Genomic DNA, 26,746 nt, shown 5'->3' with positions numbered 1-26,746 from the left:
TCGCTAGCCGCGGACCGGGGCGATCACCGGTGCACCGTCCGCGGTGCGCAACACGGCGACCCGTGCGGAGTAGCGCTCGCTGAGCGCTTGCGCGGTCAGCACCTCCTCGGGCGGGCCCGCGCCGGCGACCCGCCCCTCGTCGAGCAGCAGCAGCCGCTCGGCGTACTGGGCGGCGAGCGTGAGGTCGTGCAGCGTCGTCACCACCGTGGTGCCGAGCTCCGCGCGCAGGTCGTCGACGAGGTCCAGCAGCGCCTGCGCGTGCCCCACGTCCAGCCCGGTGGTCGGTTCGTCCAGCAGCAGGATCCCGGCCTGCTGGGCCAGCGCGCGGGCGAGCACGGCGCGTTGGCGCTCCCCGCCGGACAGCGTGGCCAGCGCGCGGTCGGCGTAGTGGACCAGGTCGAGCCGCTCCAGCAGCGAGCGCACCACGTCGAGGTCCCCGCGGCCTTCGCGGCCGAGCAGTCCCAGGTGCGGGGTGCGGCCCAGCAGCACGTAATCGGTGACGGTCAGCCCGATCGGCAGCTGCGGGATCTGCGGGGCGTAGCCGACGGCGCGGGCCCGCTCGCGGCTGGACAGCCCAGCCAGCCGCCGACCGTCCACCAGCACCTCGCCGCGGTGGCCGAGCACACCGGCCACCGCCTTGAGCAGCGTGGACTTGCCGGAGCCGTTCGGTCCGATGATGCCCAGCCAGCCGCCGGGCCGGACCTCGGCCGACACGTCGTGCAGCACGGTGCTGCGCCGGTAGCCGGCCGTCAGCCCGCGGACTTGCAGATGCGTGCTCACGATGCCCTCCGGTGCAGCAGGACGGCGAAGAACGGGGCACCGGTGAACGCGGTGATCACCCCGATGGGGATCTCGGCGGGGGACAGCAGCGAGCGCGCGAGCATGTCCGCCAGCACCAGGAACACCCCGCCGAACAGCAGGGACAGCGGCACGATGATGCGGAAGCTGCCGCCCGCCGCCAGCCGCACCAGGTGCGGTACGACCAGGCCCACGAACCCGATCAACCCGGCCACCGACACGGCCGCAGCGGTGGCCAGCGAGGCCGCCACGAGCACCAGCGCCCGGACCCGGCCGGGGTGCACACCCAGGGCCGTCGCCTCCTCGTCCCCGGTGCCCAGCAGGTCCAGCAGCCGCGCGCACACCAGCAGCACCGCTGCCGCCACCGCGAGGTAGGGCAGCACCACGAGCACCTCGTGCCACCCGGTGGTGCTCAACCGACCCAGGATCCACAGGTAGACCTGGTCCAGCGAGTCCAGCCGCAGTTGCTGGGCGAAGGTCTGCCCCGCGGTCAGGAACGCGCCGACGGCCACCCCGGCCAGCACGAGCGTCGTGGTGTCGCGGCCCGCGGACCGGCCGACCACCCAGGTCAGCCCGACGCCGCCCAGCGCACCGGCGAACGCGGCCACCTGCACCGGGACGACCGGGCCCTGGGGGAACAGCACGATCAGCACGGTGACCGCGAGTCCGGCGCCCGCCGCCGACCCGAGCAGGTACGGATCGGCCAGCGGGTTGCGGAACACGCCCTGGAACGCGGCTCCGGACACGGCCAGCGCCGCGCCCACCAGCACGCCGAGCACCACCCGCGGCACCCGCAGTTCCCAGAGGATGGCGGCCTCGCGTTCGGACAGCGGGGCGGTGCCGCCGGTCAGCTGCGCGGTGATCTCGCCCAGCACGCGCTGCCAGCCGAGGTCCACCGAGCCCACCACGATCGACAGCAGAACCGCGGCCAGCAGCAGCGCGATCGCGGAAAGCAGGTGCCGGGCACGGAGTTTCGAGCGGTTGACCGGGGCGGCAGCGCGGTGGCCGCGCAGCCGGGCGGGCATCAACGCCGCTGCGCCCCGGCGACGCCTTCGCCGATGTCGCGGACCAGGTCGACGACCCGCGGGCCCCAGCGTCCGGCGAGGTCGTCGTCGAGCGGGACGACGTTGCCGTCGCGCACGGCGGTGATCGTCGACCAGCCGGGGCGCTGGGCCGCGGACTCCGGCGTCACCTGGCAGCACTTGCCGTCGGCCAGGAACACCAGCGCCGGGTCGGCCCGCACGATCTGCTCCTCGGACAGCTGCGGGAAGTCGCCCTCGGCCTCGTCGGCGATGTTGCGCAGGCCGAACTTCGCGTAGATGTCGCCGAGGAAGCTGCGCGAGGTCGTCGTGTAGTGGTCCGGGCTGACCTCGTGGTAGTAGCTGAGCGGTTCCGGCGCCTTCGGCGTCCCGCGCACGATCTCGGCGATCTCGGCGCGCATCCCGTTCACCACGTGCTGCGCCTGGCCGGCGTGCCCGGTGGCCTTGCCCAGGGCCTCGATCTGCGCGTACGCGTCGTCCAGGCGCTCGGCGGTCGGGGTGAGCAGCACCGGGACGTCCACCGACCGCAGCCCCTCGGCGAGCTCGGTGGCGCTGTCCGGGGCGATGACCAGGTCCGGGTCGTGCGCGCCGACCGCGGCGGCGTCGGCTTCGAGTCCGGACAGGTCGGTGCGCGGCGCCTCCTGCGGGTGGTTGCTCTCGGAGTCCACCGCGGTGACCTGCTCCCCGGCGCCGATGGCGTAGAGGGATTCGGTCGCGCTGGGCGACAGCGACACGATCCGCTTGGGCTGCTGGGTCAGCGTGACCGGTTCCTGGCCGGGCAGTTCGACCTTGACCGGGAAGGACGAGGCCGGATCGTCCACCGGTTCCTGCGTCTGCGGCTCGGGGCGCGTAGCGCACGCGCTCCCGACCAGCAGTACCAGCGTGGCCAACAGCAGCACGTGCAGGCGGCGCAACCCGTTCATCGCTTCCCTCTGGTCGGCCGGTGCACCAGGAGCGGCCGGGCGTTGCCGACGCCGCACCCCTGCACCGGGGGTGGTGGACATCGACGCCGCGCACCGAGGCGACCTGGCTCGTCCCCGGTTGTCGCCGGGGCATCGCAGTTGCGGCACAGCACCGGTTTCGCACCGGATTTCGCTCGGGTGTCGGCGTTCGGCGGAGCTCCCTCCGTGGAGGTCGCTTCTGAGCTGGAAAGATACCAGGAAAAGATCCACGCGCCACGATGCGGCCGAGTGGCGTCGAGCACGAGGGGCTGTCCGGCCCGCGCCGCGCTCGCTATTCTCGACGCGCACCGTGCTCGTCGATGAGCCGATCGTGCTCGCGCATCCGGTCGTTAGCGCACGCTTCCCGGTGGCAACAAGATGGTCAGCATCACCTTTGCGTTGCTGCTCAGCGGTACCGCGGCTGTTAAAGTTTTCTGAACATCCGGTCGAAACGCGGGCATTTCCCCCGCGAATTCTGTCGAGGAACCGGAGTCCCCATCTACGGGCCAGCGTCGTCCCGTGCCCGGCATTCCTGGAGTCGATCGACTTCGGAGCACGAGACATGACGAGGGAGGTCTGCGCATGGTCTTCTCTGCCGTCCCAGCAGCGCAGGGGCTCTACGACCCCGCTGCGGAGCAGGATTCCTGCGGTGTGGCCATGGTTGCCGACGTCCGAGGACGACGCACGCACGGGATCGTCGCCGACGCGCTGACCGCGCTGGCGAACCTGGAGCACCGCGGTGCGGCGGGTGCCGAGCCCACCAGCGGCGACGGGGCCGGGATCCTGGTCCAGCTGCCGGACGAGCTGCTGCGCGCCGAGGCCGGGGTCGACCTGCCGCAGCCGGACGAGCAGGGGCGGTCGCGCTACGCGGCCGGGATGGCGTTCCTGCCCGCGGACGAGGACGAGCGCGCCGCGGTGCGCGAACTCGTCGAGCGGGTCGCCGCCGAGGAACGCCTGCAGGTGCTCGGCTGGCGCGACGTCCCGATCGCGCCCGAGCGGGCCGGCGTGGGGCGGACGGCGCTGCGCAGCATGCCGCACTTCTCGGTGCTGCTGGTCGCGGGCACCGCCGACGAGGCCGGCGTCGACCTGGACCGACTGGCCTTCTGCCTGCGCAAGCGCTCCGAGCGCGAGGCCGCGCGCGCGGGCCTGGAGCTGTACTTCCCGTCGCTGTCCGCGCGCACCTTCGTCTTCAAGGGCATGCTCACCACCGAACAGCTGCCCGCGTTCTTCCCCGATCTGCACGACGAGCGGCTCGTCAGCGCGATCGGCCTGGTGCACAGCCGGTTCTCCACGAACACGTTCCCCTCGTGGCCGCTGGCGCACCCGTTCCGGTACGTGGCGCACAACGGCGAGATCAACACGGTGCGCGGCAACCGCAACCGGATGCGGGCCCGCGAGGCGCTGCTGGAATCGGACTTGATCCCCGGCGACCTGTCCCGGCTGTTCCCGATCTGCAGCGACGACGGCTCGGACTCGGCGTCCTTCGACGAGGTGCTGGAGCTGCTGCACCTGGGCGGGCGGAGCCTGCCGCACGCGGTGCTGATGATGGTGCCGGAGGCGTGGGAGAACCACGACGAGATGTCGGCGCAGCGGCGCGACTTCTACCGGTTTCACGCCAACCTGATGGAGCCGTGGGACGGCCCGGCCTGCGTGACGTTCACCGACGGCTCGCTGATCGGCGCGGTGCTCGACCGCAACGGCCTGCGCCCCGCGCGCTGGTGGCAGACCGCCGACGACCGGGTCGTGCTGGCCAGCGAGACCGGTGTGCTCAGCCTCAAGCCGGAGGAGGTCGTGGCCAAGGGCCGGCTGCAGCCGGGCCGGATGTTCCTCATCGACACCGAGCAGGGCAAGCTCGTCGACGACGAGGAGATCAAGTCCGAGCTGGCCGGTGCGCACGCCTACGGCGAGTGGCTGCACGCCGGGCTGCTGAACCTGGACGAGCTGCCCGCCCGCGAGCACGTGGTGCACAGCCACGAGTCGGTGCTGCGCAGGCAGCTGTCCTTCGGCTATACCGAGGAGGAGCTGAGCCTGCTGCTGGCGCCGATGGCCACCTCCGGCGCCGAATCGCTGGGGTCGATGGGCGCGGACACCCCGCCCGCGGCGCTGTCCGCGCGCCCGCGGGTGCTCTACGACTACTTCGTGCAGCAGTTCGCGCAGGTCACGAATCCGCCGCTGGATGCGATCCGCGAGGAGATCGTCACCTCGATGGAGCGGGTCATGGGGCCGGAGCAGAACCTGCTCACCCCGTCCCCGGCGTCCTGCAGGCACATCGTGTTGCCCGAGCCGGTCATCGACAACGACGAGCTGGCCAAGCTGATCCACGTCAACGACGACGGGGACCTGCCCGGCTTCACCTCCGCGGTGTTGTCCGGCCTGTACGAGGCCGACGGCGGCGGCACCACCCTGGCCGAGGCGATCGACCGGATCTGTGCCGAGGCGTCCGAGGCCATCGAGGGCGGGGCGCGGGTGCTCGTGCTGTCCGACCGCGACTCCGACCACCGGTACGCGCCGATCCCGTCGCTGCTGCTGGTCTCGGCCGTGCACCACCACCTGGTGCAGACCAAGGAGCGGCTGCGGGTCGCGCTGGTCGTGGAGAGCGGCGACGCCCGCGAGGTGCACCACGTGGCCGCGCTGCTGGGCTACGGGGCGGCCGCGGTGAACCCGTACCTGGCCTTCGAGACGATCGAGGACATGATCGCCGACGGGCGGCTGCCCGGCGTCCGTCCCAAGGTCGCGATCCAGAACTACGTGCAGGCGCTGGTCAAGGGCGTGCGCAAGGTGATGTCCAAGATGGGCGTCTCCACGGTCGGCGCCTACACCGCGGCCCAGGTGTTCGAGGCCGTCGGGCTGTCCGAGCAGCTGGTGCAGCGGTACTTCGCGGGCACCACGTCCAAGCTCGGCGGGGTCGGGCTGGACGAGCTGGCCGAGGAGGTGGCGCTGCGCCACCGCACCGCCTACCCGGACAACCCCACCGAGCACGCGCACCGCAAGCTCGACGTCGGCGGGGACTACGCCTACCGCCGGGAGGGCGAGCTGCACCTGTTCACGCCGGAGACGGTGTTCCTGCTGCAGCACTCCACCAAGACCGGCCGCTACGCCAAGTTCCGCGAGTACACCGCCGAGTGCGACCGGCTGGCCGCCGAGGGCGGGACGTTGCGCGGGCTGTTCACGCTGGACAGCGGGCGCGAGCCGATCGACATCGACGAGGTCGAGCCGGCCTCGGAGATCATGAAGCGCTTCGCGACCGGGGCGATCAGCTACGGCGCGATCTCCGCCGAGGCGCACGAGACGCTGGCGATGGCGATGAACCGCATCGGCGGGCGGTCCAACTCCGGTGAGGGCGGCGAGGACGTCGACCGGCTCTACGACGACGAGCGACGCTCGGCGGTCAAGCAGGTCGCCAGCGGTCGGTTCGGCGTCACCAGCGAATACCTGGTCAACGCCTCGGACATCCAGATCAAGATGGCCCAGGGCGCCAAGCCGGGCGAGGGCGGTCAGCTGCCCGCGCACAAGGTGTACCCGTGGATCGCCAAGACCCGGCACTCCACGCCCGGTGTCGGGCTCATCTCGCCGCCGCCGCACCACGACATCTACTCGATCGAGGACCTCGCCCAGCTCATCCACGACCTGAAGAACGCCAACGAGCGCGCCCGGGTGCACGTGAAGCTGGTGTCCGAGCTCGGCATCGGCACCGTCGCGGCCGGGGTGTCCAAGGCGCACGCGGACGCGGTGCTGGTCTCCGGGCACGACGGCGGGACCGGTGCGGCACCGCTGACCTCGCTCAAGCACGCGGGCACGCCGTGGGAGGTCGGGCTGGCCGAGACGCAGCAGACGCTGCTGCTCAACGGGCTGCGCGACCGCATCTCGGTGCAGGTCGACGGCGGGTTCAAGACCGGCCGGGACGTGGTGGTCGCCGCGCTGCTGGGTGCCGAGGAGTACGGGTTCGCCACCGCACCGCTGGTGGTCGAGGGCTGCATCATGATGCGGGTGTGCCACCTGGACACCTGCCCGGTGGGCGTGGCCACGCAGAACCCGGAACTGCGCGAGCGCTACACCGGCCAGGTCGACCACGTGGTGAACTTCTTCCGGTTCGTGGCTCAGGAAGTGCGGGAATACCTGGCACAGCTGGGATTCCGGTCGCTGGACGAGGCCATCGGCCAGGTCGGCGCGCTGGACACCGACGAGGCGGTGCGCAACTGGAAGTCGCGCGGGCTGGATCTGGCGCCGGTGTTCGCCGAGCCGGAGAGCGGCTACTCGCCGGTGCGCCGCTGCGTGCGCGAACAGGACCACGGCCTGGAGCACGCCCTGGACCGCACGTTGATCCAGCTGGCCGAGGCCGCGCTGGAGGACGCGCACGAGGTGCGGTTGCAGCTGCCGGTGCGCAACGTCAACCGCACCGTGGGCACCCTGCTCGGCGCCGAGGTCAGCCGCCGCTACGGCGGTGCGGGCCTGCCGGAGGACACCCTGCGCGTCGAGCTGGAGGGTTCGGCGGGCCAGTCGGTGGGTGCGTTCCTGCCGGCCGGGATCACCCTGGACCTGATCGGCGACGCCAACGACTACGTGGGCAAGGGGCTCTCCGGCGGCCGGATCATCGTGCGCCCGCACCCGGATTCGGCGTTCGCCGCCGAGGACCAGGTGATCGCGGGCAACGTGATCGGCTACGGGGCCACCGGCGGGGAGCTGTTCCTGCGCGGGCAGGTCGGTGAGCGGTTCGCCGTGCGCAACTCGGGTGCGCTGGCGGTCTGCGAGGGCGTCGGCGACCACGCCTTCGAGTACATGACCGGGGGTCGCGCGGTGGTGCTCGGCGGCACCGGGCGCAACACGGCCGCGGGCATGTCCGGCGGTATCGCCTACGTGCTGGACCTGGATCCGGTGCGGGTGAACACGGCGATGGTCGACCTGCAGCGGCCCAGCGCGAAGGAACTGAAGTGGCTGCACGAGACGGTGCAGCGGCACCACGACCTGACCGGATCCACCGTCGCGGCCTCGCTGATCGGTGATTGGCCGCGGCGTTCGGCGGCGTTCACCAAGGTGATGCCGCGGGACTACCAGCGGGTCCTGGACGCCGCGCGCACCGCCAGGATCGAGGGCCGGGACGTGGACGAGGCGATCATGGAGGCATCCCGTGGCTGACCCGAGGGGATTTCTGAAGCACGGCCGGGCCGATGCCTCGAAGCGCCCCGTCGACGAGCGGCTCGGCGACTGGGACGAGGTGTACGCGGCGGTCTCGTCCGCCGAGCGCAACGCGGAGGTGTCCACCCAGGCGTCGCGCTGCATGGACTGCGGCATCCCGTTCTGCCACTCCGGTTCGGCGGGTTGCCCGCTGGGCAACCTGATCCCGGAGTGGAACGACATGGTGCGCCGGGGCCAGTGGCAGCAGGCCGGTGAGCGGCTGCACGCCACGAACAACTTCCCCGAGTTCACCGGACGCGTCTGCCCGGCCCCGTGCGAGGCGGCTTGCGTGCTGGCGATCTCCCCGGAGGCCGGCGGCGCGGTCACCATCAAGCGCGTCGAGGAGACCATCGCCGAAAACGCTTGGGAGCGCGACGATGTCGCACCCCAGATGGCGGAGGTGCCCAGCGGTTCGCGGGTAGCGGTCGTCGGGTCCGGTCCCGGCGGCCTGGCCGCGGCGCAGCAGCTGACCCGCGCCGGGCACGAGGTGACCGTCTACGAGCGCGACGACCGCATCGGCGGCCTGCTGCGCTACGGGATCCCGGAGTTCAAGCTGGAGAAGTCGGTGCTGGACCGGCGGTTGGCGCAGATGCGCGCCGAGGGAACCCGGTTCGTCACCGGCTGCGAGGTCGGTGTGGACGTGTTGCCCGAGCAGCTGCGCGAGCGCTACGACGCGGTGGTGCTGGCCGTCGGGGCGCTGCAGGGGCGCGACGACCGCAGCATCCCGGGCCGCGAGCTCGGCGGGGTGCACCTGGCGATGGAACACCTGGTCCCGGCGAACAAGGAGCGCGAGGGCGATGGCCCGTCGTCGCTGTCCGCCGAGGGCAAGCACGTGATCATCCTCGGCGGCGGGGACACCGGCGCGGACTGCTACGGCACGGCCACCCGGCAGGGCGCGGTGTCGGTGACCCAGCTGGACAACTACCCGGAGCCGCCGTCCGAGCGGGACGACGACCTGTCCCCGTGGCCGACCTGGCCGTACATCCTGCGCACCTACGCGGCGCACGAGGAAGCCGGCGAGCGCCGGTTCGCGGTGGCCATCGAGTCGTTCGTCGGCGACGAGAACGGCGATGTGCGGGCGGTGCGGCTGCGCGAGGTCCAGGTGCAGCGCGACGAGAACGGGCGGCGCCAGGTGGTGCCGGTCTCCGACGAGGCCGAGGAGCTGCCCTGCGATCTGGCGCTGCTGGCGATCGGGTTCGAGGGCGTCGAGCAGATGCCGCTGCTGGAGGGGCTGGGCGTGGACCGGACCCGGCGCAGCACCATCGGGTGCGGCTCGAACTGGGAGACCAGCGCGCCCGGCGTGTTCGTCTGCGGCGACGCGCACCGCGGGGCGTCGCTGGTGGTGTGGGCCATCGCCGAGGGCCGGTCGGTGGCCAGCGCGGTGGACGAGTACCTCACCGGCGTCTCCGACCTGCCGAGCCCGGTGCACCCGACCGCCTTGCCGCTGGCCGTGGTCTGAGCCCCCGCCGGTCCGGTCCCGGTGCGCCCGGGTCCGGACCGGCCGGAGCGGCGGATCAGCGCAGCGCGGCCGGCAGCGGTGCGCTGTGCAGGATGCCGAGCCGCTGGGTGGCGCGGGTCAGCGCCACGTAGAGGTCGTTGAGCCCGCGTTCGGTCTCCCCGGTGATCGCGGCCGGTTCCACGACCAGCACCGAGTCGAACTCCAGTCCCTTGACCTGCTCCACGGCCAGCACCACGGCCGGGGATTCGAGGTCGTCGGGTTCGGTGCCCACCACCTGCTCGGGCAGGGCCGCGGCCAGCCGCTCGCCCGCCCGCTCCAGCAGGTGCGGCGGGACCACGACGGCCAGCCTGCCCTCACCGATCTCGGCGAGCTCACCGGAAACCGCCTGCACGAGTTCGGTTCCCAGGTCGCGTTCGGCGACTTCCCGCGTCCACGGCGGATGTCCGCTGCTGCGCACCGAACTGGGCGCGGCGAGATCGGTGTCCAGTTCGGACAGCACGTTGGCCGCGAGGTCCATGATCTCGGCCGGAGTGCGGTAGTTGACGGTCAGCTCGGCGAGCTTCCAGCGGTCCTTGACGTAGGGGTGCAGCACCTCGTCCCAGGAGCTCGCCCCGCCGAGCGCACCGGTCTGCGCGATGTCGCCGACCAGGGTCATCGACCGGCTCGGGCAGCGCCGCATGAGCACCCGCCAGGCCATCGCGGACAGCTCCTGGGCCTCGTCGACGATGACGTGCCCGAACGTCCAGGTGCGGTCCTCGGCGGCGCGTTGGGCCGCGGTCATATCGCTGCGGGTGCCCTGCCGCTCGGCGAGCAGTTCCGCGTCCAGCACGTCGGAGACCCGCAGCCGCTCCTCGTCGGCGATCTCCTCGTCCTGCTCCATGATGTGCAGCACGCCTTGGGCGTAGGCGAGTTCCTCGCGCTGCTGCCGGTCCCGCTCGGCTTGGGCCTGCGTGTCGTCCTCACCGAGCAGTTCGGCCAGTTCGTCGAGCAGCGCGACATCGGCCGGTGTCCAGGCCGCACCCCGCTCGCGCAGCAGCTGGGCCCGCTCGTCGTCGTCCAGGTGCTTGCGCCCGGCGCTGCGCAGCGCGGTCGCATCGGACAGCAGGTCGTCCAGCACCTGGGTCGGGGTGAGCTCCGGCCACAGCGCGTCCACCGCCGCGGCGACCCCGGCGTCGGCGCGCAGTTCCTGCCGGATCTCGTCCAGGTCGCGGCGGTCGAGCAGGTCGCGGCCCAGCCGGTCGGCGACCTGCGTGGTCAGCGCCTCGAACATCGCGTCCCGGAAGATCCGCCGCCCGAGGTTGTGCGGTTTGCGCGATCGGCGCGCCTTGGCGCGCGCCGCGGTCGCGTCCGACTTGCGCAGGTGCAGCGGCTCGTGGTCGAAGGTGACCTCGACGTGGTCCTTGGGCACCTGCTGGCGGTCGCGCACCGCGGCGGTGAGCACCTTGACCATGGACTCCCGGCCCTTGATCTCGGCCGTGCGCGCGGAATCCGCTCCGGTGGCGGTGATCCCGGGATACAGTCCGCCTACTGTGGACAGAAGGACGCCGGTCTCGCCGAGCGAGGGCAGCACCTGGCCGATGTAGCTCAGGAACGTCGTGTTCGGCCCCACGACGAGCACACCGCGCTTGGTCAGCTGCTCGCGGAACGTGTACAGCAGGTAGGCCGCCCGGTGCAGCGCCACCGCGGTCTTGCCGGTGCCGGGACCGCCCTGCACCACCAGCACGCCGTTCAGCCCGGCGCGGATGATCCGGTCCTGCTCGGCCTGGATGGTGGCCACGATGTCCTGCATCTGGCCGGTCCGGCGCGCGTCGAGCCGGGCCAGCAGGGTCGCCTCCCCGGCCAGCCCGAGGTCCTGGCCCTGCTCGGCCGCGTCCAGGTCGAGGATCTCGTCCTCGAAGTCCCGCACCTGCCGCCAGCTGGTGCGCAGGTGCCTGCGCAGCCGCACGCCGTCCCGCGCAGCCGCGGTGGCCAGGTAGAACGGCCGCGCCGCCGGGGCGCGCCAGTCGATCAGCAACGGCTCGTAGTCGTTGTCCTCGTCGAACAGCCCGAGCCTGCCGATGTGGAAGGTCTCACCGTCGTCCTGGTCGATGCGGCCGAAGCACAGCCCGTGCTCGACCGCGCTGAGCTGGGTGAGCCGCTCGGTGTACATGCGGGTGGAGATGTCGCGCTCGGTCCGCGCCTGCGGCGACCCGCCGGTCTGGCCCAGGGTTTCGCGCAACCGGCGCGTGGTCTCCTCGCGGAGCAGGTCGAGCTTCCCGTACAGCTTCGAGACGTATTCCTGTTCGGCGGCGATTTCGCGCGTGCGCACTGCTTCCCGATCAACTCGGGTGCTGGACAATGGCTCCACCTCGGGCCGGATGCGGACAGGGACGGGCCCCCGTCCGGCGGAGGCCCGACCTGCCAATATACCTCGCGTGCGGACCGGTCCCGGTGCGTCGGCGGTGCAGCGCACCGGCATCCGGTCCTACAGCAGCGCGCTGATCAACAGGATCACCGCGAACGACACCACCGACAGCAGGGTCTCCAGCACGGACCAGGTCTTGAGCGTCTGCCCGACGGTCATGCCGAAGTACTCCTTGACCAGCCAGAACCCGGCGTCGTTGACGTGCGACAGGAACAGCGAGCCGGAGCCGATGGCCAGGGCCACCAGCGCGCCCTGCGCCGGATCGAGGTCGGCCACCAGCGGGACGACCATGCCCGCCGCCGAGATCGTGGCCACGGTGGCCGAACCGGTGGCCACCCGGATGCCGACCGCGATCAGCCAGCCCAGCAGCAGCGGGGACAGGTTCGCCCCCTCGGCCAGGTCGGTGATCATGCCGTTCACGCCGGATTCGACCAGGGTCTCCTTGAACCCGCCGCCCGCGCCGACGATGAGGATGATCCCGGCGATGGTGGGCAGCGCGCCGCCGACGATGTCCGAGAGCCGGCCGCGGCTGAGCCCGGCGCCGCGGCCGAGCACGACGATCGCCACCAGCACGGTCAGCATCAGCGCCACGACCGGGGTGCCGATCGTGTCCAGGAACCCGTAGGCGGCGGTCCCCTCGGTGAGCACCAGATCGGCCACCGACTTGCCCAGCATGAGCACCACGGGCAGCAGCAGCATCGCCACCGAGGTCCAGAACGCGGGCCGCCGGGCGTTCTCGTCGCCGTCCGCGGACGGCCGCTGGTCGCCGAGCAGCTTCTCCGCCGCGGGCAGCGGGACGCGGGGCGCGATGAACGAGCCGAACAGCGGTCCGGCGATGATCGCGGTGGGGATGGACACCAGCACGCCCAGCGCCAGCGTCAGGCCGAGGTCCACGCCCAGCGCGTCCACGGCCGCGAGCGGGCCGGGGTGCGGCGGGACCAGCCCGTGCAGGATGGACAGACCGGCCAGCGCGGGGATCCCGATGCGCAGCACCGGCTGCTGGGCGCGCCCGGCCACCATGACCACGATGGGCACCAGCAGCACCACGCCGACCTCGAAGAACATCGGCAGGCCGAGCAGCGCCGCGATGAACACCATCGCCCAGGGCAGCGTGCGGTCCGTGGTTCTGCGCAGGACGGTCTGCACCACCTGCTCGGCGCCGCCGGAGTCGGTGAGCAGTTTGCCCAGCATGGCGCCGAGGGCCACGAGCAGACCGACATCGCCGATCGTGGCGCCGACGCCTTCGGTGAACGTCTCCACCAGGTCGCCGAACGGCATCCCGGCGACGACGCCGAGCGTGCCTGCGCCGAGGGCCAGCGAGAGGAACGGATGCAGCTTCGCCCAGCTGATCAGCAGGACGATCACGGCGATGCCCGCGAGGGTCGCGAACAGCAGCCGGGTGTCGTGCGCGCTCCACGCCGAGGCGGCGAGCGCGGTCGTCAGGGTGTGCGGCATGGCTCTTTTCGGCTCCTCGTTGAGCTGGGGCGAGCACAGCCTAGGTCAAAAGTATGACTTTATTGTCACCCTGACCGATTAAGTAGATTTGTAACCCCGGTCACCCGGACCGGCGCCCTAGGGTTGGATGTTCGGTGGCGATGCACCGGCGGGACCGGCACGAAGGGGTGCGTTCATGGCAGGGCTGCACGACGAGGTCGTGGACGTGCTCGGGCGGGAGATCGCCGCGGGCGCCTATCCCGCCGGCGGCGTGCTGCGCATCGAGGAGGTCGAGCAGCGGTTCGGCATCTCGCGCAGCGTGGCCCGGGAGGCGGTCCGCACGCTCGGTTCGATCCGGATGGTCTTCGGGCGCAAGCGAGTCGGGTTCGTCGTCCGGCCGCGCGCCGAGTGGAACTCGTTCGACCCGAAGCTGATCCGCTGGGAACTCGCCGCGGACCGAACCCGGCAGCTGACCAGCCTGGCCGAGCTGCGCACCGCGATCGAACCGGTGGCAGCCGCCGCGGCGGCGCGCCGCGCCGGGGACGACGACGTGGCGCGGTTGGTGGCGCTGTCCGAGCGGATGGTGGTCACCGCCCGGTCCGGCGATCTGGACGCGTTCATGGACGCCGATGTCGACTTCCACCACGCCGTGCTGGCCGCCTCGGGCAACGCCATGTTCGGGCAGCTGCACGAATCGGTGGAGGAGGTCCTGCGCTGGCGGGCGGGCAGCGGGCTGATGCCCGAACACCCGCGCCCGGTCGCCGTGCGGTTGCACTGCGAGGTGGCCGAGTGCATCCGCGGTGGCGACCGGGCGCGGGCGGAGGAGGCCATGCGCGAACTGGTCGCGGAGGCCCTGGAGGGGACGTTGTCCGTGCTGGGCGCGGATCAGTAGCCCTGGTAGCTGCCTCCCGAGTCGAGGCCCTGGACCCCGGGCACCTCGGACGGGCCGCCGTAGCGGTCCACCGAGTAGAGGGTGGCGGCGACGATGTTGTCCACCGGGTCGTAGATGTCCTCGCGGCCGGGCAGCGCGAACGAGTCGAACGTCGGCTGGATGGTCTGCATCAGGCCGATCGACGGGGTGCCCGCCGAGGCGTTGGAGTCCCAGTCGTTCTTGGCGTTGGGATCCCCCGCGGACTCGTTCTCGATGATCGTGCGGATGGCTTCGTGGTCGGTCTGGTCGAGCTGGGTCTCGCCGTGCTGGTTGATCGCCGTCACGGCCTGGTCGATCCAGGTGTCGATCTGGTCCTTGGCCGGGCCGGCCTGCGCCTGCGCGGCGTGCGGCGGCTGGGCCTGCTCGCCGCCGCGGTGCTGCTTGCCGTGGTCCTGCTTGGCGCGTTCGTGGTCGGCGGCCTTGCGCTCGTGGTCGCCTGCACCGGGGGCCGGGGCGGCCTGCGGCAGCGCTGCGCTCTCCGCGGCGGGCTGCACGGCTTCGGTCTCGCCGTCCGGTCCGGCCTGCAGGGCGAGCACGCCGACGGCGCTGAAGGCGGCCGCGGCGGCACCGATCTGGATCGACCGCGCCTTCGGGGACACGCGGCGCTGGCGGTCGCCGGCGAAGCTGGAACTCACCCAGGTCGCCGCCCGGCGGAGCGGGGTCTCCCGGCGGCGGGGGGTCGTGGAGGGAGCCATGTCGTCGGGGGAGTGATTCTCGTCGGGGGTCATCGCGGACTAGGTTCCATTACGGAACGTACGTAGACATGGGTGTTTCCACGTAGTCGACTACCTAGATTGTGCACCAGGTAGTACCCACGGAGCCGAGACGAATACGGGGTGTAGTCAACTGTGTGATCACCTGGTGTGATCGGAATTCGGATGACTCGGACGGCACCGGTTCGCCGGGGCCGTCCTGCGCGGTGCCGGACCGCGCGGCGGCCTCACGCGGGGGACGTCTCGCCGGCGCCCTTCTGCGCGGCGACCCAGCCGGCGATCTGCGCGCGGGACGAGTAGTCGAGCTTGGTGAGGATGTTCTGCACGTGGCCTTCCACCGTGCGCTGGGCGATCACCAGGTTCTCGGCGATCTCCTTGTTGGTGCCGCCCTGCGCGACCAGCTCGGCGATCTGCCGCTCCCGGCGGGTCAGCGGCATCGGGTGCACGTTCTCGTCGGTGCGCTGCCGCTGCTGCTTCTTGACCTCCAGCGCCAGGTCCGCGGCCTGGTGCTGGGTCAGTTCTCGCCCGCGCTCGAAGGCGTCCTCGAACGCCTCCTCGCCGATGGCCTGCCGCACCCGCCGCTCGTGCGCGGCGTGCCGTTCCGCGTACCCGGCGAACCCGGTCGGCGCCGCCCGCACCATCTCCCAGGCCGCGGAGGCGCAGCCGAACAGCCGCGCGGCGCGCTCGTGCCTGCCCTGCGCCTCGGCGATCCAGGCCAGCACGTCCAGGTCGAACGCGATCGCCAGCCGGTTGCTCAGCTGCACCTGCGTGCGCAGTGCCTTCTTCGCCTGGCGTTCGGCGCGGTCCAGATCCCCGCTCTCCAGGTCGATCTGCGCCGCGGCCCACAGCGCGTAGGACCGCCAGAACTGCTCGCCCAGCTCGCCGGTGATCCGGATGCACTCGCCCAGCAGGTCGCGTCCCGCCTGCGGATCACCCAGCTGGTTGCGCAGCAGCCCGAGGGCGAACAGCGCGAACATCTCTGCGGTGCGCAGCTCGAACTTGCGCGCCTTGGCCAGGGCCTCTTCCAACACCGACACGCCCTGCTGCGGTTCGCCGACGAACATGGACACCAGACCGCGCACCACCGCGAGCTTGGTCCGCTCGATCTCGTCGGCCCGCTGGGTGGCCAGCACCGTGGCCTGCTCCAGCAGCGGGCGTGCCTTGGCCAGATCGCCCTGCAGCAGGGCGAACCACGCGTTGACCCGCAGCGCGCCCACCCGCTCGACGGCGTCGGACGGCGCGATGGTCAGTGCCGCGTCCAGCCAATGCCGGGCTTCGCCGTTGAGCCCGCGGATCCCCCAGTACTGGCCGAGGTCGATGGTCATCCGCATCGCCTGCGCGGCGGTGCTGCGGTCGCTGATCGCGGTGCGCAGCGCCACGCGGAGGTTGCCCAGGTCGCTGGACAGCCGGTTCACCCAGGCGACCTGGTCCGGACCCACCCACTGCTGGGCGAAGCGGGCGGTGACATCGGCGAACCAGGCACAGTGCCTGCCGCGGACCGCATCGGCCTCCCCGGACGCCTCCAGCTTGTCGTGGCCGTACTCGCGCAGCGTGTGCGGCAGCCGGTAGCGGACCTCCCCGGACTCCTCCTCGCGCAGCAGCACCGACTGGTCGACCAGCGAGTGCATCGCCCCCAGCACCTCGCTCTCCGACATCCCGGCGCCCGCCACGTGCTCGGCCGCGGCCAGGTCGAACGTGCCGGAGAACACCGACACCCGGGCCCAGGTCAGCCGGTCGGTCTCCGAGGCGAGCCCGTAGCTCCAGTCGATCAGCGCGCGCAGCGTCCGCTGCCGGGCGGGAGCGCCGCGGCGTCCCTCGGTGAGCAGGTCGTAGCGCTCGGCCAGCCGCTGCTCCAGCTGCTGCGGGGACAGCGACCGCAGGCGCACCGCGGCCAGCTCGATGGCCAGCGGGTTGCCGTCCAGGTGGTGCACCAGGCGCATCAGCGCGACGGCGTTGTCCGGGGTCACCTCGAACTCGGGCACAGCGGACCGGGCGCGCTCCACGAAGAGCCGGACCGAGGCGTACTGCTCGTAGGACTCCGGATCGGGCAGGTGCTCGATGTCCGGCACGTTCAGCGAGGGCACCACCACGGTGCTCTCCCCGGCGACGCCGAGCGACTGCCTGCTGGTGGCCAGCACGCGCACCCCGGGGCACCAGCGCAGCACCGCGTCCACCAGCAGCGCCACGTCCTGAACCACGTGCTCGCAGTTGTCCAGGACCAGCAGCATCTCGCGGTCCTTGAGGTGGTCGACCACGGTGTTCAGGTCGCCGGTCGACGAGCCACCCAGGCCCAGCTGCTCGATGACGGCGTCGACCACCACGGCACCGTCCTCGACGTCTTCGAGTTCGATGCACTTGGCCTTGTCCCGGAACGAGCGGCGCATGTTGGCCGCGACCCGCGTCGCCAGGCGGGTCTTGCCGACCCCGCCGGGCCCGGTCAGCGTGACCACGCGGGACTCGCCCAGCAGCCGCTTGGTGAGCGTGATCTCGCGCCTGCGACCGACGAAGCTGGTGACGTCGGCGGGGAGGTTGCCCGCGGGTTCGCGCACCCGGGCTTGTCGCGCAGTCGAGACCACGCTTCGAGCGTAACCCTGCGTACCCGCGCTGACCTGCGAAAGTGATCGTCGCAGGCGTGCGCGGTGCGCGGGATCACCAGATCAGCGCGGTCAGATCCCGGTGAGGGTGCGGGAGTCCTCGGCGGTGAGCTCGGCCGGCGCGGCGCCGGCGCGCAGCGAGCATCCCGTACGCGGAGGTCGTGCGGTCTGCGCGTCGGTGGTGGGGGCCGCGGGACTCCGACCCGGGCCGGATAGCGTCGGTGCGTGCGGTTCGACGGGTTCGGGGCCGGTTTGGTCGACTTCTTCGAGGGCCTGGAGGCCGACAATTCCAAGGCGTACTTCCGGGACAACCAGGAGCTCTACCGGCGCGACGTGCGCGGGCCGATGGAGGCGCTGCTCGCCGAACTCGCCGACGAGTTCGCACCGGGATTCGGCGCGGGCAAGGTGTTCCGCCCGCACCGCGACGTGCGCTTCGCCGCGGACAAGTCGCCGTACAAGACGACCTGCGCGGCCGTGGTCGAACCCGGCAGGGGCGGCGGCGCCTACTACGTGCAGGTCAGCGCGGACGGACTGCTGCTCGCCGGCGGATGCTTCCACACTCAGAGCGACCAGCTGGCCCGGCTGCGCACCGCCGCGGCCGAACAGCTGCACGGGCAGCGGCTGCGCGACCTGCTCGACGAGCTCGCCGGGCTCGGCTGGGAGATCACCGGCAACACCCTGCGCACCCGCCCGCGCGGCTATCCCGCCGATCACCCGCGGCTGGACCTGCTGCGGCACCGCACGCTGTACGCGCAGCAGCACCGGGAACCGGACGACCTGCTGCACGAGCGCGCTGGTGGACCGGGTGCGCGACCGCTGGCGGCAGCTGGACGGGCTCAACCGCTGGGTCGCCGACCACGTCGGAACGACCGCCGAACGGCGTCGCTGAGCACCCGGTGCGCGGCGAAGCCGGCCGCCACGCCCACCAGATCGGCGGCCGCGTCCCACGCGTCGGCGCTGCGCCCGATCGGCAGCCGGCCCTGCAGCAGTTCCGAGGCGATCGCGTATCCGGCCAGCGCGGGCAGCAACACCCGGGTGCGGATCCCCGCGGCGCGGCCGGTCAGCGCGAGCGCGGCGAACAGCGCGATGTGGATCACCTTGTCCGTGCCGGGCGGCGCGCTCGGCACGCCCGACGCCGGGGTGAACAGAACGATCACGCTGAGCAGCAGCGCGGCCGCGAAGGGCAGCGCCCGGACCGGGGGCGTCAGTGATCTCGGCAACGATCTCCCCGGTGGGCGCGGATGAGGGGGCGGCGCGTGCTGCGCGAAACGGACAGGGGACTACGCTGGCACAACGTGAGTCGACGAGCCAAGATCGTTTGTACCATGGGCCCCGCCACCGCCACTCCGGAGAAGGTGGCCGAGCTCGTCAGCAGCGGAATGGACGTCGCCAGGCTGAACTTCAGCCACGGCAGCCACGCCGACCACCGGCAGGTCTACGGGCTGGTCCGCGACGCCGCGAAGGAATCCGGCCGCGCGGTCGGTGTTCTCGGTGATCTGCAGGGACCGAAGATCCGGCTCGGGACCTTCGCCGCCGGTCCGGTCGAATGGCGCACCGGCGACGTCGTGCGGATCACGGTGGACGACGTGCAGGGAACGCACGATCGCGTATCCACCACTTACCAGGGACTGGCCGGAGACGCGAAGGTCGGCGACCGGTTGCTGGTCGACGACGGACGGGTCGCGATGAACGTGACCGCCGTCGAGGGCAGCGACGTGGTGTGCGAGGTGACCGAGGGCGGCACCGTCTCCGACCACAAGGGGATCTCCTTGCCGGGCATGGACGTTTCCGTCCCGGCGCTGTCCGATAAGGACTTCGAGGACCTGGAGTTCGCGCTCGAACTCGGTGTGGACTTCATCGCGCTGTCCTTCGTGCGCAGCCCGGCCGACATCGACCAGGTGCACCAGGTCATGGACCGGGTCGGCCGGCGGGTGCCGGTCATCGCCAAGCTGGAGAAGCCGGAAGCGGTGGACAACCTGGAGGCCATCGTGCTGGCCTTCGACGGCGTCATGGTCGCCCGCGGGGACCTCGGCGTCGAACTGCCGCTGGAACACGTCCCGCTCGTGCAGAAGAAGGCCATCCGGATCGCGCGGGAGAACGCCAAGCCGGTGATCGTGGCCACGCAGATGCTGGACTCGATGATGAGCAGCCCGCGCCCGACCCGCGCGGAGACCTCGGACGTGGCCAACGCGGTGCTGGACGGCACGGACGCCGTGATGCTCTCCGGCGAGACCAGCGTGGGGCGCTACCCGCTGGAGACCGTCGAGACGATGGCGAAGATCGTGGAAGCCGTGGAGGCGGGCTCGACCCAGCCGCCGCCGCTGAGCCACGTCCCGCGCACCAAGCGGGGCGTGATCTCCTACGCCGCCCGCGATATCGGGGAGCGGCTCAACGCCAAGGCGCTGGTGGCCTTCACGCAGTCCGGGGACACGGTGCGCCGGCTCGCGCGGCTGCACACGCGAGTGCCGCTGCTGGCGTTCACCCCCGAGGAATCGGTGCGCAGTCAGCTCGCTCTCACCTGGGGGACAGAGACGTTCCTGGTGCCTAAGGTGGACACGACCGACCAGATGGTGCGCCAGGTGGACCAGGCGATGCTCTCGTTGGGCAAGTCCGAGCGGGGCGACATGGTGGTCGTCGTGGCGGGCTCGCCGCCCGGAACGGTCGGGTCGACCAACCTGATCCGCGTGCACCGGCTGGGCGAAGAAGACCACGTTTGATGCCGGGATTCGCGGGCGGGTGCCCTCCCGCCCGCGAACCGGCGCGCTGATCACGAGGAGCGTGCAGTGACCGAAGCGGCGCGGGCCGCGGCCGCCGATCCGGCCGGATCCCGAACCGGAGGCGCGGTCCCGTTGGACACCGACGGGCATCCGCACGGCCAACCGGTGCTGGACAGCCTGGTTGCCCTGCTCGATCTGGAAACCGTCGAGGAGAACATCTTCCGCGGGGTCAGCCCCGCGTCCTCGCCGGTGCGGGTGTTCGGCGGCCAGGTGGCCGGGCAGGCGCTCGTGGCGGCCGGGCGCACGGTCGAGCCGGAGCGCAAGGTGCACTCGCTGCACGCGTACTTCATCCGGCCCGGCGACCCGAGCATCCCGATCGTCTACGAGGTCGACCGCACCCGGGACGGCCGCTCGTTCACCACCCGCCGCGTCGTGGCGGTGCAGCGCGGCAAGACGATCTTCTCGCTGTCCGCCTCGTTCCAGATCCCCGAGGAGGGCATCGACCACGCCGAGCCGATGCCCGACGTGCCGCCGCCGGAGTCGCTGCCGACGTTCGGCGAGCAGATCGGCGACCTCGCCGAACGGCTCGGCCGGACTGAACCGCGCCCGATCGACGTGCGGTACGTGACCGACCCGCCGTGGCGCAGCCGGGACGACGAGCAGCACGAGGCGCGCAGCCGGGTGTGGATGCGGGCCGACGGCGTGCTGCCCGACGACGACCTGCTGCACGTGTGCACCGCGGCCTTCGCCTCGGACATGACCCTGCTGGACGCGGTGCTCTCCCGGCACGGCGTCTACTGGGGCCTGGACGAGGTCGCCGGGGCGAGCCTGGACCACGCCATGTGGTTCCACCGCGACTTCCGCGCCGACGATTGGCTGCTCTACGACTGCTCCTCGCCGAGCGCCTCGGGCGCGCGGGGGCTGGCCAACGGCCGCTTCTTCACCCGCGACGGCCACCTCGTCGCCACCGTCGTCCAAGAGGGCCTGCTCCGGGTCAACCGCTAGGCCCGGAGGCTCGGGTGTCGAGCCCGTCCCGCGGTCGCTCACCATCCCGATTGGTTCGGCGGCGGCGGGTCGGGCGCATACCGCGGGGTGGGGTCAGCGCGCTCGTGTGCAGCTGCTCCAGCACGATCGAACTGGTGAAGTGCCGCACCGCCTCCTGCGAGGCGAGCTTGTCCACCAGGAACTCCTGCAGGTGGGCGGTATCGGCCACGGCGACGTGCAGCAGGAAGTCGGCCTGCCCGCTGACGTGCAGCAACGACCGGGTTTCCGGCTGGGCCATCACGAACTCGCGGAACCGGTCGACCACCTGCCGGGTGTGCGGCCGGACGTTGATGGACACCATCGCCTCCAGCGGCAGACCGGTGGCCGCCGGGTCCACGTCGATGTGCGAGCCGCGGATGACGCCGCGCTCGTGCAGCCGCCGCACCCGCTGCAGGCAGCTGGACGGGGCCAGGCCGACGCGCTCGGCCAGCACCCGGTTCGCGAGCGTCGCATCGTTCTGCAGTTCTTCCAGGATCCGCCAGTCGACCGAATCCAGTTCCACGTGTTCCTGCATAACCGAACATAGTACGGAACTGCTGGCGATCGCACGAACTGCGCAGGCAGAATGCCGCCGGTCGTGGCGAACGGATTCGGTGGAGGAGAAGTGCACATCGCGTGGGGGCCGTTCCTGCTCGCCCTGGTGGTGATCGTCGTGGTCCCGGGCCCCGACTTCGTCCTGGTGACGCGCAGCGCGGCCAGCGGCAGGCGCTGGGGCTGGCTGGCCGCGGCCGGGGTGACCTGCGGGTTGGTGCTGCACGCGACCGCGGCCACGCTCGGGCTGTCCGCCCTGCTCGCCGCCGTGCCCGCGGCGCTGCTGGCCGTCAAGGTCGCCGGAGTCGGCTACCTCGTCTGGATGGGGCTGCAGATCCTGCGCCATTCCGGTGCGGCGCTCGCCGAACCGGGCTCGGTGCCCGAGTTGGTATCCGGGCGTTCGGTGTTCCTGCGCGGCCTGCTGACCGATGTGCTCAACCCGAAGGTGATGCTGACCTTCCTGACCCTGTTGCCGCAGGCCATGGATCCCGCCGGTGAGCCGATCCGGCAGGCGGCGCTGCTCAGCGCGGTGGCCGTCGGCGCGTTCGCGGTCTGGTGGCTGGTGGTGGTGCCGTCGGTGCGGAAGCTCTCCGCGCTGCTCGCCGCCCCGCGGCGCCGCGTGGTCTTCGAGCGCTGTTGCGGTGGTGCGCTGCTGGTGCTGGCCACGTCGATCGCCGCGACCTAGCGAACGCGCATGGTGTCGGCTCGTTGACCGAACGTGATCATCCGCCTAGGCTCCCTCGCCTGATCGGCGACTCGGAGGAGGGCAGCGATGCGCCGTCGCGGAGCCGTGCAGGTGGGACTGATCGGCGCTGCGGTGGTGCCGTTCGCGCTGGTCGTACCGTCCGGAGCCGATCCGTCCGGGACCGACGCGCTGCGGGCGGACCTGGATCGCATCCTCGCCGACCCGCGGTTGGCCGGGGCGCACACCGGGGTGGTGGTGCGCGATCCGGCCACCGACGAGGTGCTCTACAGCAGAGCGGCCGACGAGCGGGCCGTTCCCGCGTCCACCGCGAAGCTGGCCACCTCCGCGGCTGCGCTGGACGTGCTGGGCCCGGAACACCGGTTCCGCACCGAGGTGCGCACCGACGCCCCGGTCGACAGGCCGGTGCTGCGCGGTGACCTGCACCTGCGCGGGACGGGAGATCCGGCGGTGCTGCCCGCCGACCTCGACCGGATGGCCGCCGAGGTCGCCGACCGGGGTGTCCGGCGCGTCGAGGGCGCGGTGCTGGCCGACGCGACCCGGTTCGACGACCGCCCGCTGGGCACCGGCTGGGCTTGGGACGACGAGCCGTACCACTACGCGGCGCCGGTCTCGGCGCTGACCGCGGCCCCGGACACCGACTACGACGCGGGCAGCGCTGTGGTCCGGGTCGAGCCGGGCGCGGAGGGAGGACCCGCGCGCACCTCGGTCGCACCGGCGACCGGCGCGCTGCAGCTGGACGACCGGGTGCGCACCGCGGCCCCGGACACCGCTCCGGACGTCGACGCGCTCCGCGAGCACGGGACCGGCCGCGTCGTGGTCACCGGCGCGGTCCCCGCGGGTGGTCCGGGAGCCGAGGAGTACGTGAGCGTGCCGGATCCGGCGGCCTACGCGGTGGATCTGTTCGTGCGGTCGCTGGCCGAGCACGGCGTGCGGGTCTCTGGAACGGGGGAGGGCGCGGCTCCGCCGGGTTCGCGGGTGCTGGCCGAGCACGTGTCGATGCCGTTGCGCGAGCTGCTGGGGCCGTTCCTCAAGCTCAGCAACAACGGGCACGCCGAGACCCTGGTCAAAGCGATGGCGGCGCACCAGCACGGCCGCGGCGACTGGGAGACGGGGATCCCGCTGCTCACTGAGCGGCTGGCCGGGTTCGGGGTGGACCCGGAGGCGGTGCGGCTCGTGGACGGATCCGGTCTGTCCCCGATGGATCAGCTCACGCCGGGACAGCTGGCCGAACTGCTGGACAACGTGCGGCAGCGCCCGTGGTTCGCCGACTGGTACGCGGCGCTTCCGGTGGCGGGTGCGGCAGATCGTGCGGTCGGAGGTACGCTGCGTCACCGCATGGCGGGGACGGCCGCTGAGCACAACGTGCACGCGAAAACCGGCTCCATGACCGGAGTGAGTGCGTTGTCCGGTTACGTAACCGCTGCGGACGGTCGTGAATTGGTATTCTCGGTGGTGTTCAACGGTGTGCTGTCCGAACCGCCCCACGACGTGGAGGACGCGATCGCCGTCCGGCTCGCCGAGCACGGCGCGGAGCGGGACCGCGTCCGCGGTACGGCACCGCTGCCGCCGGCGCAGCGGGACGACGCACGTGCGCGGTCCGCGGAGCGCGAGCTCGAATGCTCCTGGACCAAGACCTGTTGAACCGCCGTTCGCGCCCGGGGCGGGCCGGAACGGCCTGCGCCCCGCGCGGTTGCCGAGGAGGGTCTCCCCGGCCGGGAGGAAGCCGACAGCCGGGTTCCTGTTGCGCCGGTAGCGTGATGGGGACCCATTCAGACGTACGCCGAGGAGTCACCTCGTGTCCTTCATCAGCGATGTCCTCGAAGCCATCGCCGGTCTGCCGAGGCCGCTCCTGATCCTGGTGACCGGAGCGCTTGTGCTGGCCGAGTGCACCATCGGGGTCGGGTTCCTGGTCCCGGGGGAGAGCGGACTGCTGATCGCATCGGCCGCGGTGACCGACACCGGTTTCTTCCTCACCCTCTCCGGGATCGTGGCGCTGTGCGCGGCCACGGGGGACAGCATCGGTTTCTGGCTGGGTCGGTTCAACCGATTCCGGCTGCGCGAGACGAAGGCCGTGCGCAAGCTCGGCCAGCACCACTGGGACCGGGCCGGTCGGCTGCTGCGCAAGTACGGCATCGGCGCTGTCCTGGTGGCCCGCTTCCTCCCGGTGGTGCGCACCCTCGTGCCGGCGGCCGCGGGTGCGGGCGGGATGCGCTACGGCCCGTTCCTGCTCGCCTCGGTGTTCGGTGCCACCGCGTGGTCGCTGACGCACGTGGGCATCGGCTGGGCCGCGGGCGCCTCGGCCAAGTACCTCGAAGACCTGCTCGGCCACGCGAGCTGGATCCTGGCCGTCTCGCTGCTGCTGATCGGGCTGGCCGTCTGGTACGTGCGCCGGGTCAAGCGCCGCCGCGCGGCGGTCGCCGAGACCCGGGTCGGTGCGGAGACCGCGCGCGACGTCTCCGAAGCGGCCTGAGCCGCGGCCCCGCTCGTCAGCAGCCGGAGAGTTCCCGCTCCTGCGCGGCCCGCTTGCGCGCGGCGAGGTAGCCGATCGCCACGGTCGCGGCCAGCACCGGCGTGATGTAGAGCGCGATGCGCGTCTCCGCGTCGAAGGCCAGCAGCACCACGACCATCGCCAGGAACGCCAGCACCAGGTAGTTCGAGTACGGCGCGAGCGGCATTCGGAAGGAACCGGCCGGCAGCGCGCCCGCCCGGATCCGCCGGTGGTACACCAGGTGCGCGATGACGATCATGCCCCAGGTGAAGATGGCGCCGACCGTGCTGGCACTGGTGATGTAGGTGAACGCCTGCTCGGGCACGAAGTAGTTCAGCGCGACGCCGACCAGCATCGCGCAGAAGGTGACCCCGATCGCCCGCGCGGGCACCGCACGCGAGCTGAGCTTGCCGACGGCCCGCGGCGCCTGCCCCTCCGTGGCCAGGGTGCGCAGCATCCGGCCGGTGGAGTAGATCCCGCTGTTGCACGAGGACAACGCCGCCGTGGTCACCACGAAGTTGACGATTCCCGCCGCGGCCGGGATGCCGATCAGCGCGAACGCGTGCACGAACGGACTGCCGTCGGCGGGGAACCGGTTCCACGGCACCAGCGAGGCCAGCGCCACCAGCGCGCCGACGTAGAAGATCAGGATCCGCCACATCACGGCGTTGATCGCCCGCGGCAGCACCCGTTTCGGGTCCCGGCTCTCGCTGGCCGTCTGGCCGACCATCTCCACGCCGACGAAGGCGAACATGACGATCTGGAAGGACACCAGCGCGGCGGCGGAGCCGTTCGGGAAGAAGCCGCCGTGCGTCCACAGGTTGCTGATCGAGGCGGTGTCGCCGACGTTGCTGAAGCCGAAGACGAGGATGGCCGCGGCCAGCACGATCAACCCGACGATGGCCAGCACCTTGATCAGCGCGAACCAGAACTCGAACTCGCCGAACAGCTTGACCGCGATCAGGTTGACTCCGCTGAGCACGACGAGCGCGCCGAGCGCGGGGATCCACTGCGGCAGGCCGGGGAACCAGAACTGGAAGTACTCGCCCACGGCGGTGATCTCGGCCATCCCGGTCACGATCCACACCAGCCAGTAGCCCCAGCCGGTGGCGAAACGCGCCCAGGGGCCCACGAATTCGCCCGCGTACTCGGCGAACGAACCGCTGACCGGCCGGTACATGAGCAGTTCGCCGAGCGCGCGCATGACCAGGAAGATCATCAGCCCGGCGATCGCGTAGATGAGGATGAGGCCGGGGCCCACCTGGTTGAGGGCCTTGCCGGAGCCGAGGAACAGGCCGACGCCGATCGCTCCGCCGAGGGCGATCATGCTGATGTGCCGGTTGCTCAGCTCCTTGCGGTATTCCTCGGTCGGGGGGTGGCTCATCGGCGTGGACTCCTCACCGCGCGTCCGCTCCCGGGCTGCACCAGGTGCACGCGAACACGGATCTCGTTCGGGTTCGCCAGATGTTCCCGTTCCCGACCGCCGATAGCAAGTGGCGAAAGTCGCTGTTGCAGAGGAATTTTCGCCGCAAACGGTCTACTTCGGACAAACCGTTCGATGAGGAGTGGTATGCCCCGGGATCCGGTTGCGCTCCGCTTCCGCGCGGGAGCCGACCGTGCCGGATCGAATCGGGTCCGCAACGCGACAGCGCCGCGCCCCGGAATCCGGGACGCGGCGCTGTACCGCAGCGGGCCTGGTCGCGAGTCCTCGCCGAACAGCCCTTCGCTGTCAGCGGTTGGGGTAGAGGGGGTTGGCCTTGGCCAGCGCCTCGAC

General features: G+C 71.8%; 18 protein-coding genes and 1 pseudogene. 9 read left to right on the top strand and 10 right to left on the bottom strand.

The window, feature by feature from the left end:
- Nucleotides 1-3: 3 nt before the first annotated feature.
- The 3 genes from IQ251_RS07045 to IQ251_RS07035 are packed head-to-tail and all read right to left on the bottom strand — an operon-like array spanning nucleotide 4 to nucleotide 2,761.
- Entirely contained in the window at nucleotides 4-780 is a 777-nt protein-coding gene (locus tag IQ251_RS07045) for an ABC transporter ATP-binding protein (RefSeq protein WP_193927657.1), read from the bottom strand.
- A complete protein-coding gene (locus IQ251_RS07040; RefSeq protein ID WP_193927656.1) occupies nucleotides 777-1,823 on the bottom strand; it encodes a FecCD family ABC transporter permease in 1,047 nt (348 codons plus the stop codon). Before IQ251_RS07040 ends, IQ251_RS07045 begins: the two co-directional genes overlap by 4 nt.
- Entirely contained in the window at nucleotides 1,823-2,761 is a 939-nt protein-coding gene (locus IQ251_RS07035; protein WP_193927655.1) for an ABC transporter substrate-binding protein, read from the bottom strand. Before IQ251_RS07035 ends, IQ251_RS07040 begins: the two co-directional genes overlap by 1 nt.
- A gap of 600 nt (nucleotides 2,762-3,361) precedes the next feature.
- Here IQ251_RS07035 and gltB point away from each other — a divergent pair.
- The gene (gene gltB, locus IQ251_RS07030) at nucleotides 3,362-7,912 is read left to right on the top strand and encodes a glutamate synthase large subunit (RefSeq protein ID WP_193927654.1); all 4,551 of its coding nucleotides are present in this window, start codon (nucleotides 3,362-3,364) and stop codon (nucleotides 7,910-7,912) included.
- The gene (locus IQ251_RS07025; protein WP_193927653.1) at nucleotides 7,905-9,410 is read left to right on the top strand and encodes a glutamate synthase subunit beta; all 1,506 of its coding nucleotides are present in this window, start codon (nucleotides 7,905-7,907) and stop codon (nucleotides 9,408-9,410) included. Before gltB ends, IQ251_RS07025 begins: the two co-directional genes overlap by 8 nt.
- Nucleotides 9,411-9,465: 55 nt before the next feature.
- Here IQ251_RS07025 and IQ251_RS07020 read toward each other — a convergent pair whose 3' ends face one another.
- Nucleotides 9,466-11,748, bottom strand: coding sequence for a HelD family protein (locus IQ251_RS07020; protein ID WP_228046302.1), 2,283 nt, complete (start codon nucleotides 11,746-11,748; stop codon nucleotides 9,466-9,468).
- 126 nt (nucleotides 11,749-11,874) lie between these two features.
- Nucleotides 11,875-13,269: a GntT/GntP/DsdX family permease gene (locus IQ251_RS07015; RefSeq protein ID WP_193927651.1), complete on the bottom strand. Its 1,395-nt coding sequence runs from the start codon at nucleotides 13,267-13,269 to the stop codon at nucleotides 11,875-11,877.
- A 175-nt stretch (nucleotides 13,270-13,444) separates the two neighbouring features.
- On the opposite strand from IQ251_RS07015, the gene IQ251_RS07010 reads away from it, so the two are divergent.
- On the top strand, nucleotides 13,445-14,140 hold the full coding sequence (locus IQ251_RS07010) for a FadR/GntR family transcriptional regulator (RefSeq protein WP_228046301.1): 696 nt from the start codon (nucleotides 13,445-13,447) through the stop codon (nucleotides 14,138-14,140).
- On the opposite strand, the gene IQ251_RS07005 is transcribed toward IQ251_RS07010, so the two are convergent.
- Entirely contained in the window at nucleotides 14,134-14,907 is a 774-nt protein-coding gene (locus IQ251_RS07005) for a transglycosylase SLT domain-containing protein (protein WP_193927649.1), read from the bottom strand. The genes IQ251_RS07010 and IQ251_RS07005 overlap by 7 nt on opposite strands.
- A 212-nt stretch (nucleotides 14,908-15,119) precedes the next feature.
- The gene (locus tag IQ251_RS07000) at nucleotides 15,120-17,468 is read right to left on the bottom strand and encodes a LuxR C-terminal-related transcriptional regulator (RefSeq protein WP_193927648.1); all 2,349 of its coding nucleotides are present in this window, start codon (nucleotides 17,466-17,468) and stop codon (nucleotides 15,120-15,122) included.
- Nucleotides 17,469-17,711: 243 nt separating this feature from the next.
- On the opposite strand from IQ251_RS07000, the pseudogene IQ251_RS06995 reads away from it, so the two are divergent.
- Nucleotides 17,712-18,375, top strand: a pseudogene (locus tag IQ251_RS06995) (DUF2461 domain-containing protein).
- Here the strand turns inward: IQ251_RS06995 and IQ251_RS06990 are convergent.
- The gene (locus IQ251_RS06990; RefSeq protein WP_193927647.1) at nucleotides 18,323-18,706 is read right to left on the bottom strand and encodes a VanZ family protein; all 384 of its coding nucleotides are present in this window, start codon (nucleotides 18,704-18,706) and stop codon (nucleotides 18,323-18,325) included. The pseudogene IQ251_RS06995 and the gene IQ251_RS06990 sit on opposite strands and share 53 nt — an antisense overlap.
- Nucleotides 18,707-18,781: 75 nt before the next feature.
- On the opposite strand from IQ251_RS06990, the gene pyk reads away from it, so the two are divergent.
- Nucleotides 18,782-20,203, top strand: coding sequence for a pyruvate kinase (pyk, locus tag IQ251_RS06985; protein WP_193927646.1), 1,422 nt, complete (start codon nucleotides 18,782-18,784; stop codon nucleotides 20,201-20,203).
- A 66-nt stretch (nucleotides 20,204-20,269) separates the two neighbouring features.
- On the top strand, nucleotides 20,270-21,208 hold the full coding sequence (gene tesB / locus IQ251_RS06980) for an acyl-CoA thioesterase II (RefSeq protein WP_193927645.1): 939 nt from the start codon (nucleotides 20,270-20,272) through the stop codon (nucleotides 21,206-21,208).
- Here the strand turns inward: tesB and IQ251_RS06975 are convergent.
- Nucleotides 21,198-21,761 carry an Lrp/AsnC family transcriptional regulator gene (locus IQ251_RS06975; protein WP_193927644.1) on the bottom strand — a complete coding sequence of 188 codons (564 nt, stop codon included), beginning with the start codon at nucleotides 21,759-21,761 and terminating at the stop codon, nucleotides 21,198-21,200. The genes tesB and IQ251_RS06975 overlap by 11 nt on opposite strands.
- A 63-nt stretch (nucleotides 21,762-21,824) precedes the next feature.
- On the opposite strand from IQ251_RS06975, the gene IQ251_RS06970 reads away from it, so the two are divergent.
- The 3 genes from IQ251_RS06970 (at nucleotide 21,825) to IQ251_RS06960 (ending at nucleotide 24,954) form a co-directional block, all read left to right on the top strand.
- Nucleotides 21,825-22,463 carry a LysE family translocator gene (locus IQ251_RS06970; RefSeq protein ID WP_370591241.1) on the top strand — a complete coding sequence of 213 codons (639 nt, stop codon included), beginning with the start codon at nucleotides 21,825-21,827 and terminating at the stop codon, nucleotides 22,461-22,463.
- Nucleotides 22,464-22,550: 87 nt separating this feature from the next.
- A complete protein-coding gene (dacB, locus tag IQ251_RS06965) occupies nucleotides 22,551-24,125 on the top strand; it encodes a D-alanyl-D-alanine carboxypeptidase/D-alanyl-D-alanine endopeptidase (RefSeq protein ID WP_193927643.1) in 1,575 nt (524 codons plus the stop codon).
- A gap of 154 nt (nucleotides 24,126-24,279) precedes the next feature.
- The gene (locus tag IQ251_RS06960; protein WP_193927642.1) at nucleotides 24,280-24,954 is read left to right on the top strand and encodes a DedA family protein; all 675 of its coding nucleotides are present in this window, start codon (nucleotides 24,280-24,282) and stop codon (nucleotides 24,952-24,954) included.
- Between the two features lie 16 nt (nucleotides 24,955-24,970).
- Here the strand turns inward: IQ251_RS06960 and IQ251_RS06955 are convergent, their stop codons facing one another.
- A complete protein-coding gene (locus tag IQ251_RS06955; protein WP_193927641.1) occupies nucleotides 24,971-26,356 on the bottom strand; it encodes an amino acid permease in 1,386 nt (461 codons plus the stop codon).
- Nucleotides 26,357-26,746 lie beyond the last annotated feature (390 nt).

It is taken from the genome of Saccharopolyspora montiporae, from assembly GCF_015209505.1.
Lineage (GTDB): Bacteria > Actinomycetota > Actinomycetes > Mycobacteriales > Pseudonocardiaceae > Saccharopolyspora > Saccharopolyspora montiporae.
The sequence above is the reverse complement of the archived record's forward strand: the minus strand, read 5'-3'. Positions and strand labels throughout refer to the sequence as shown.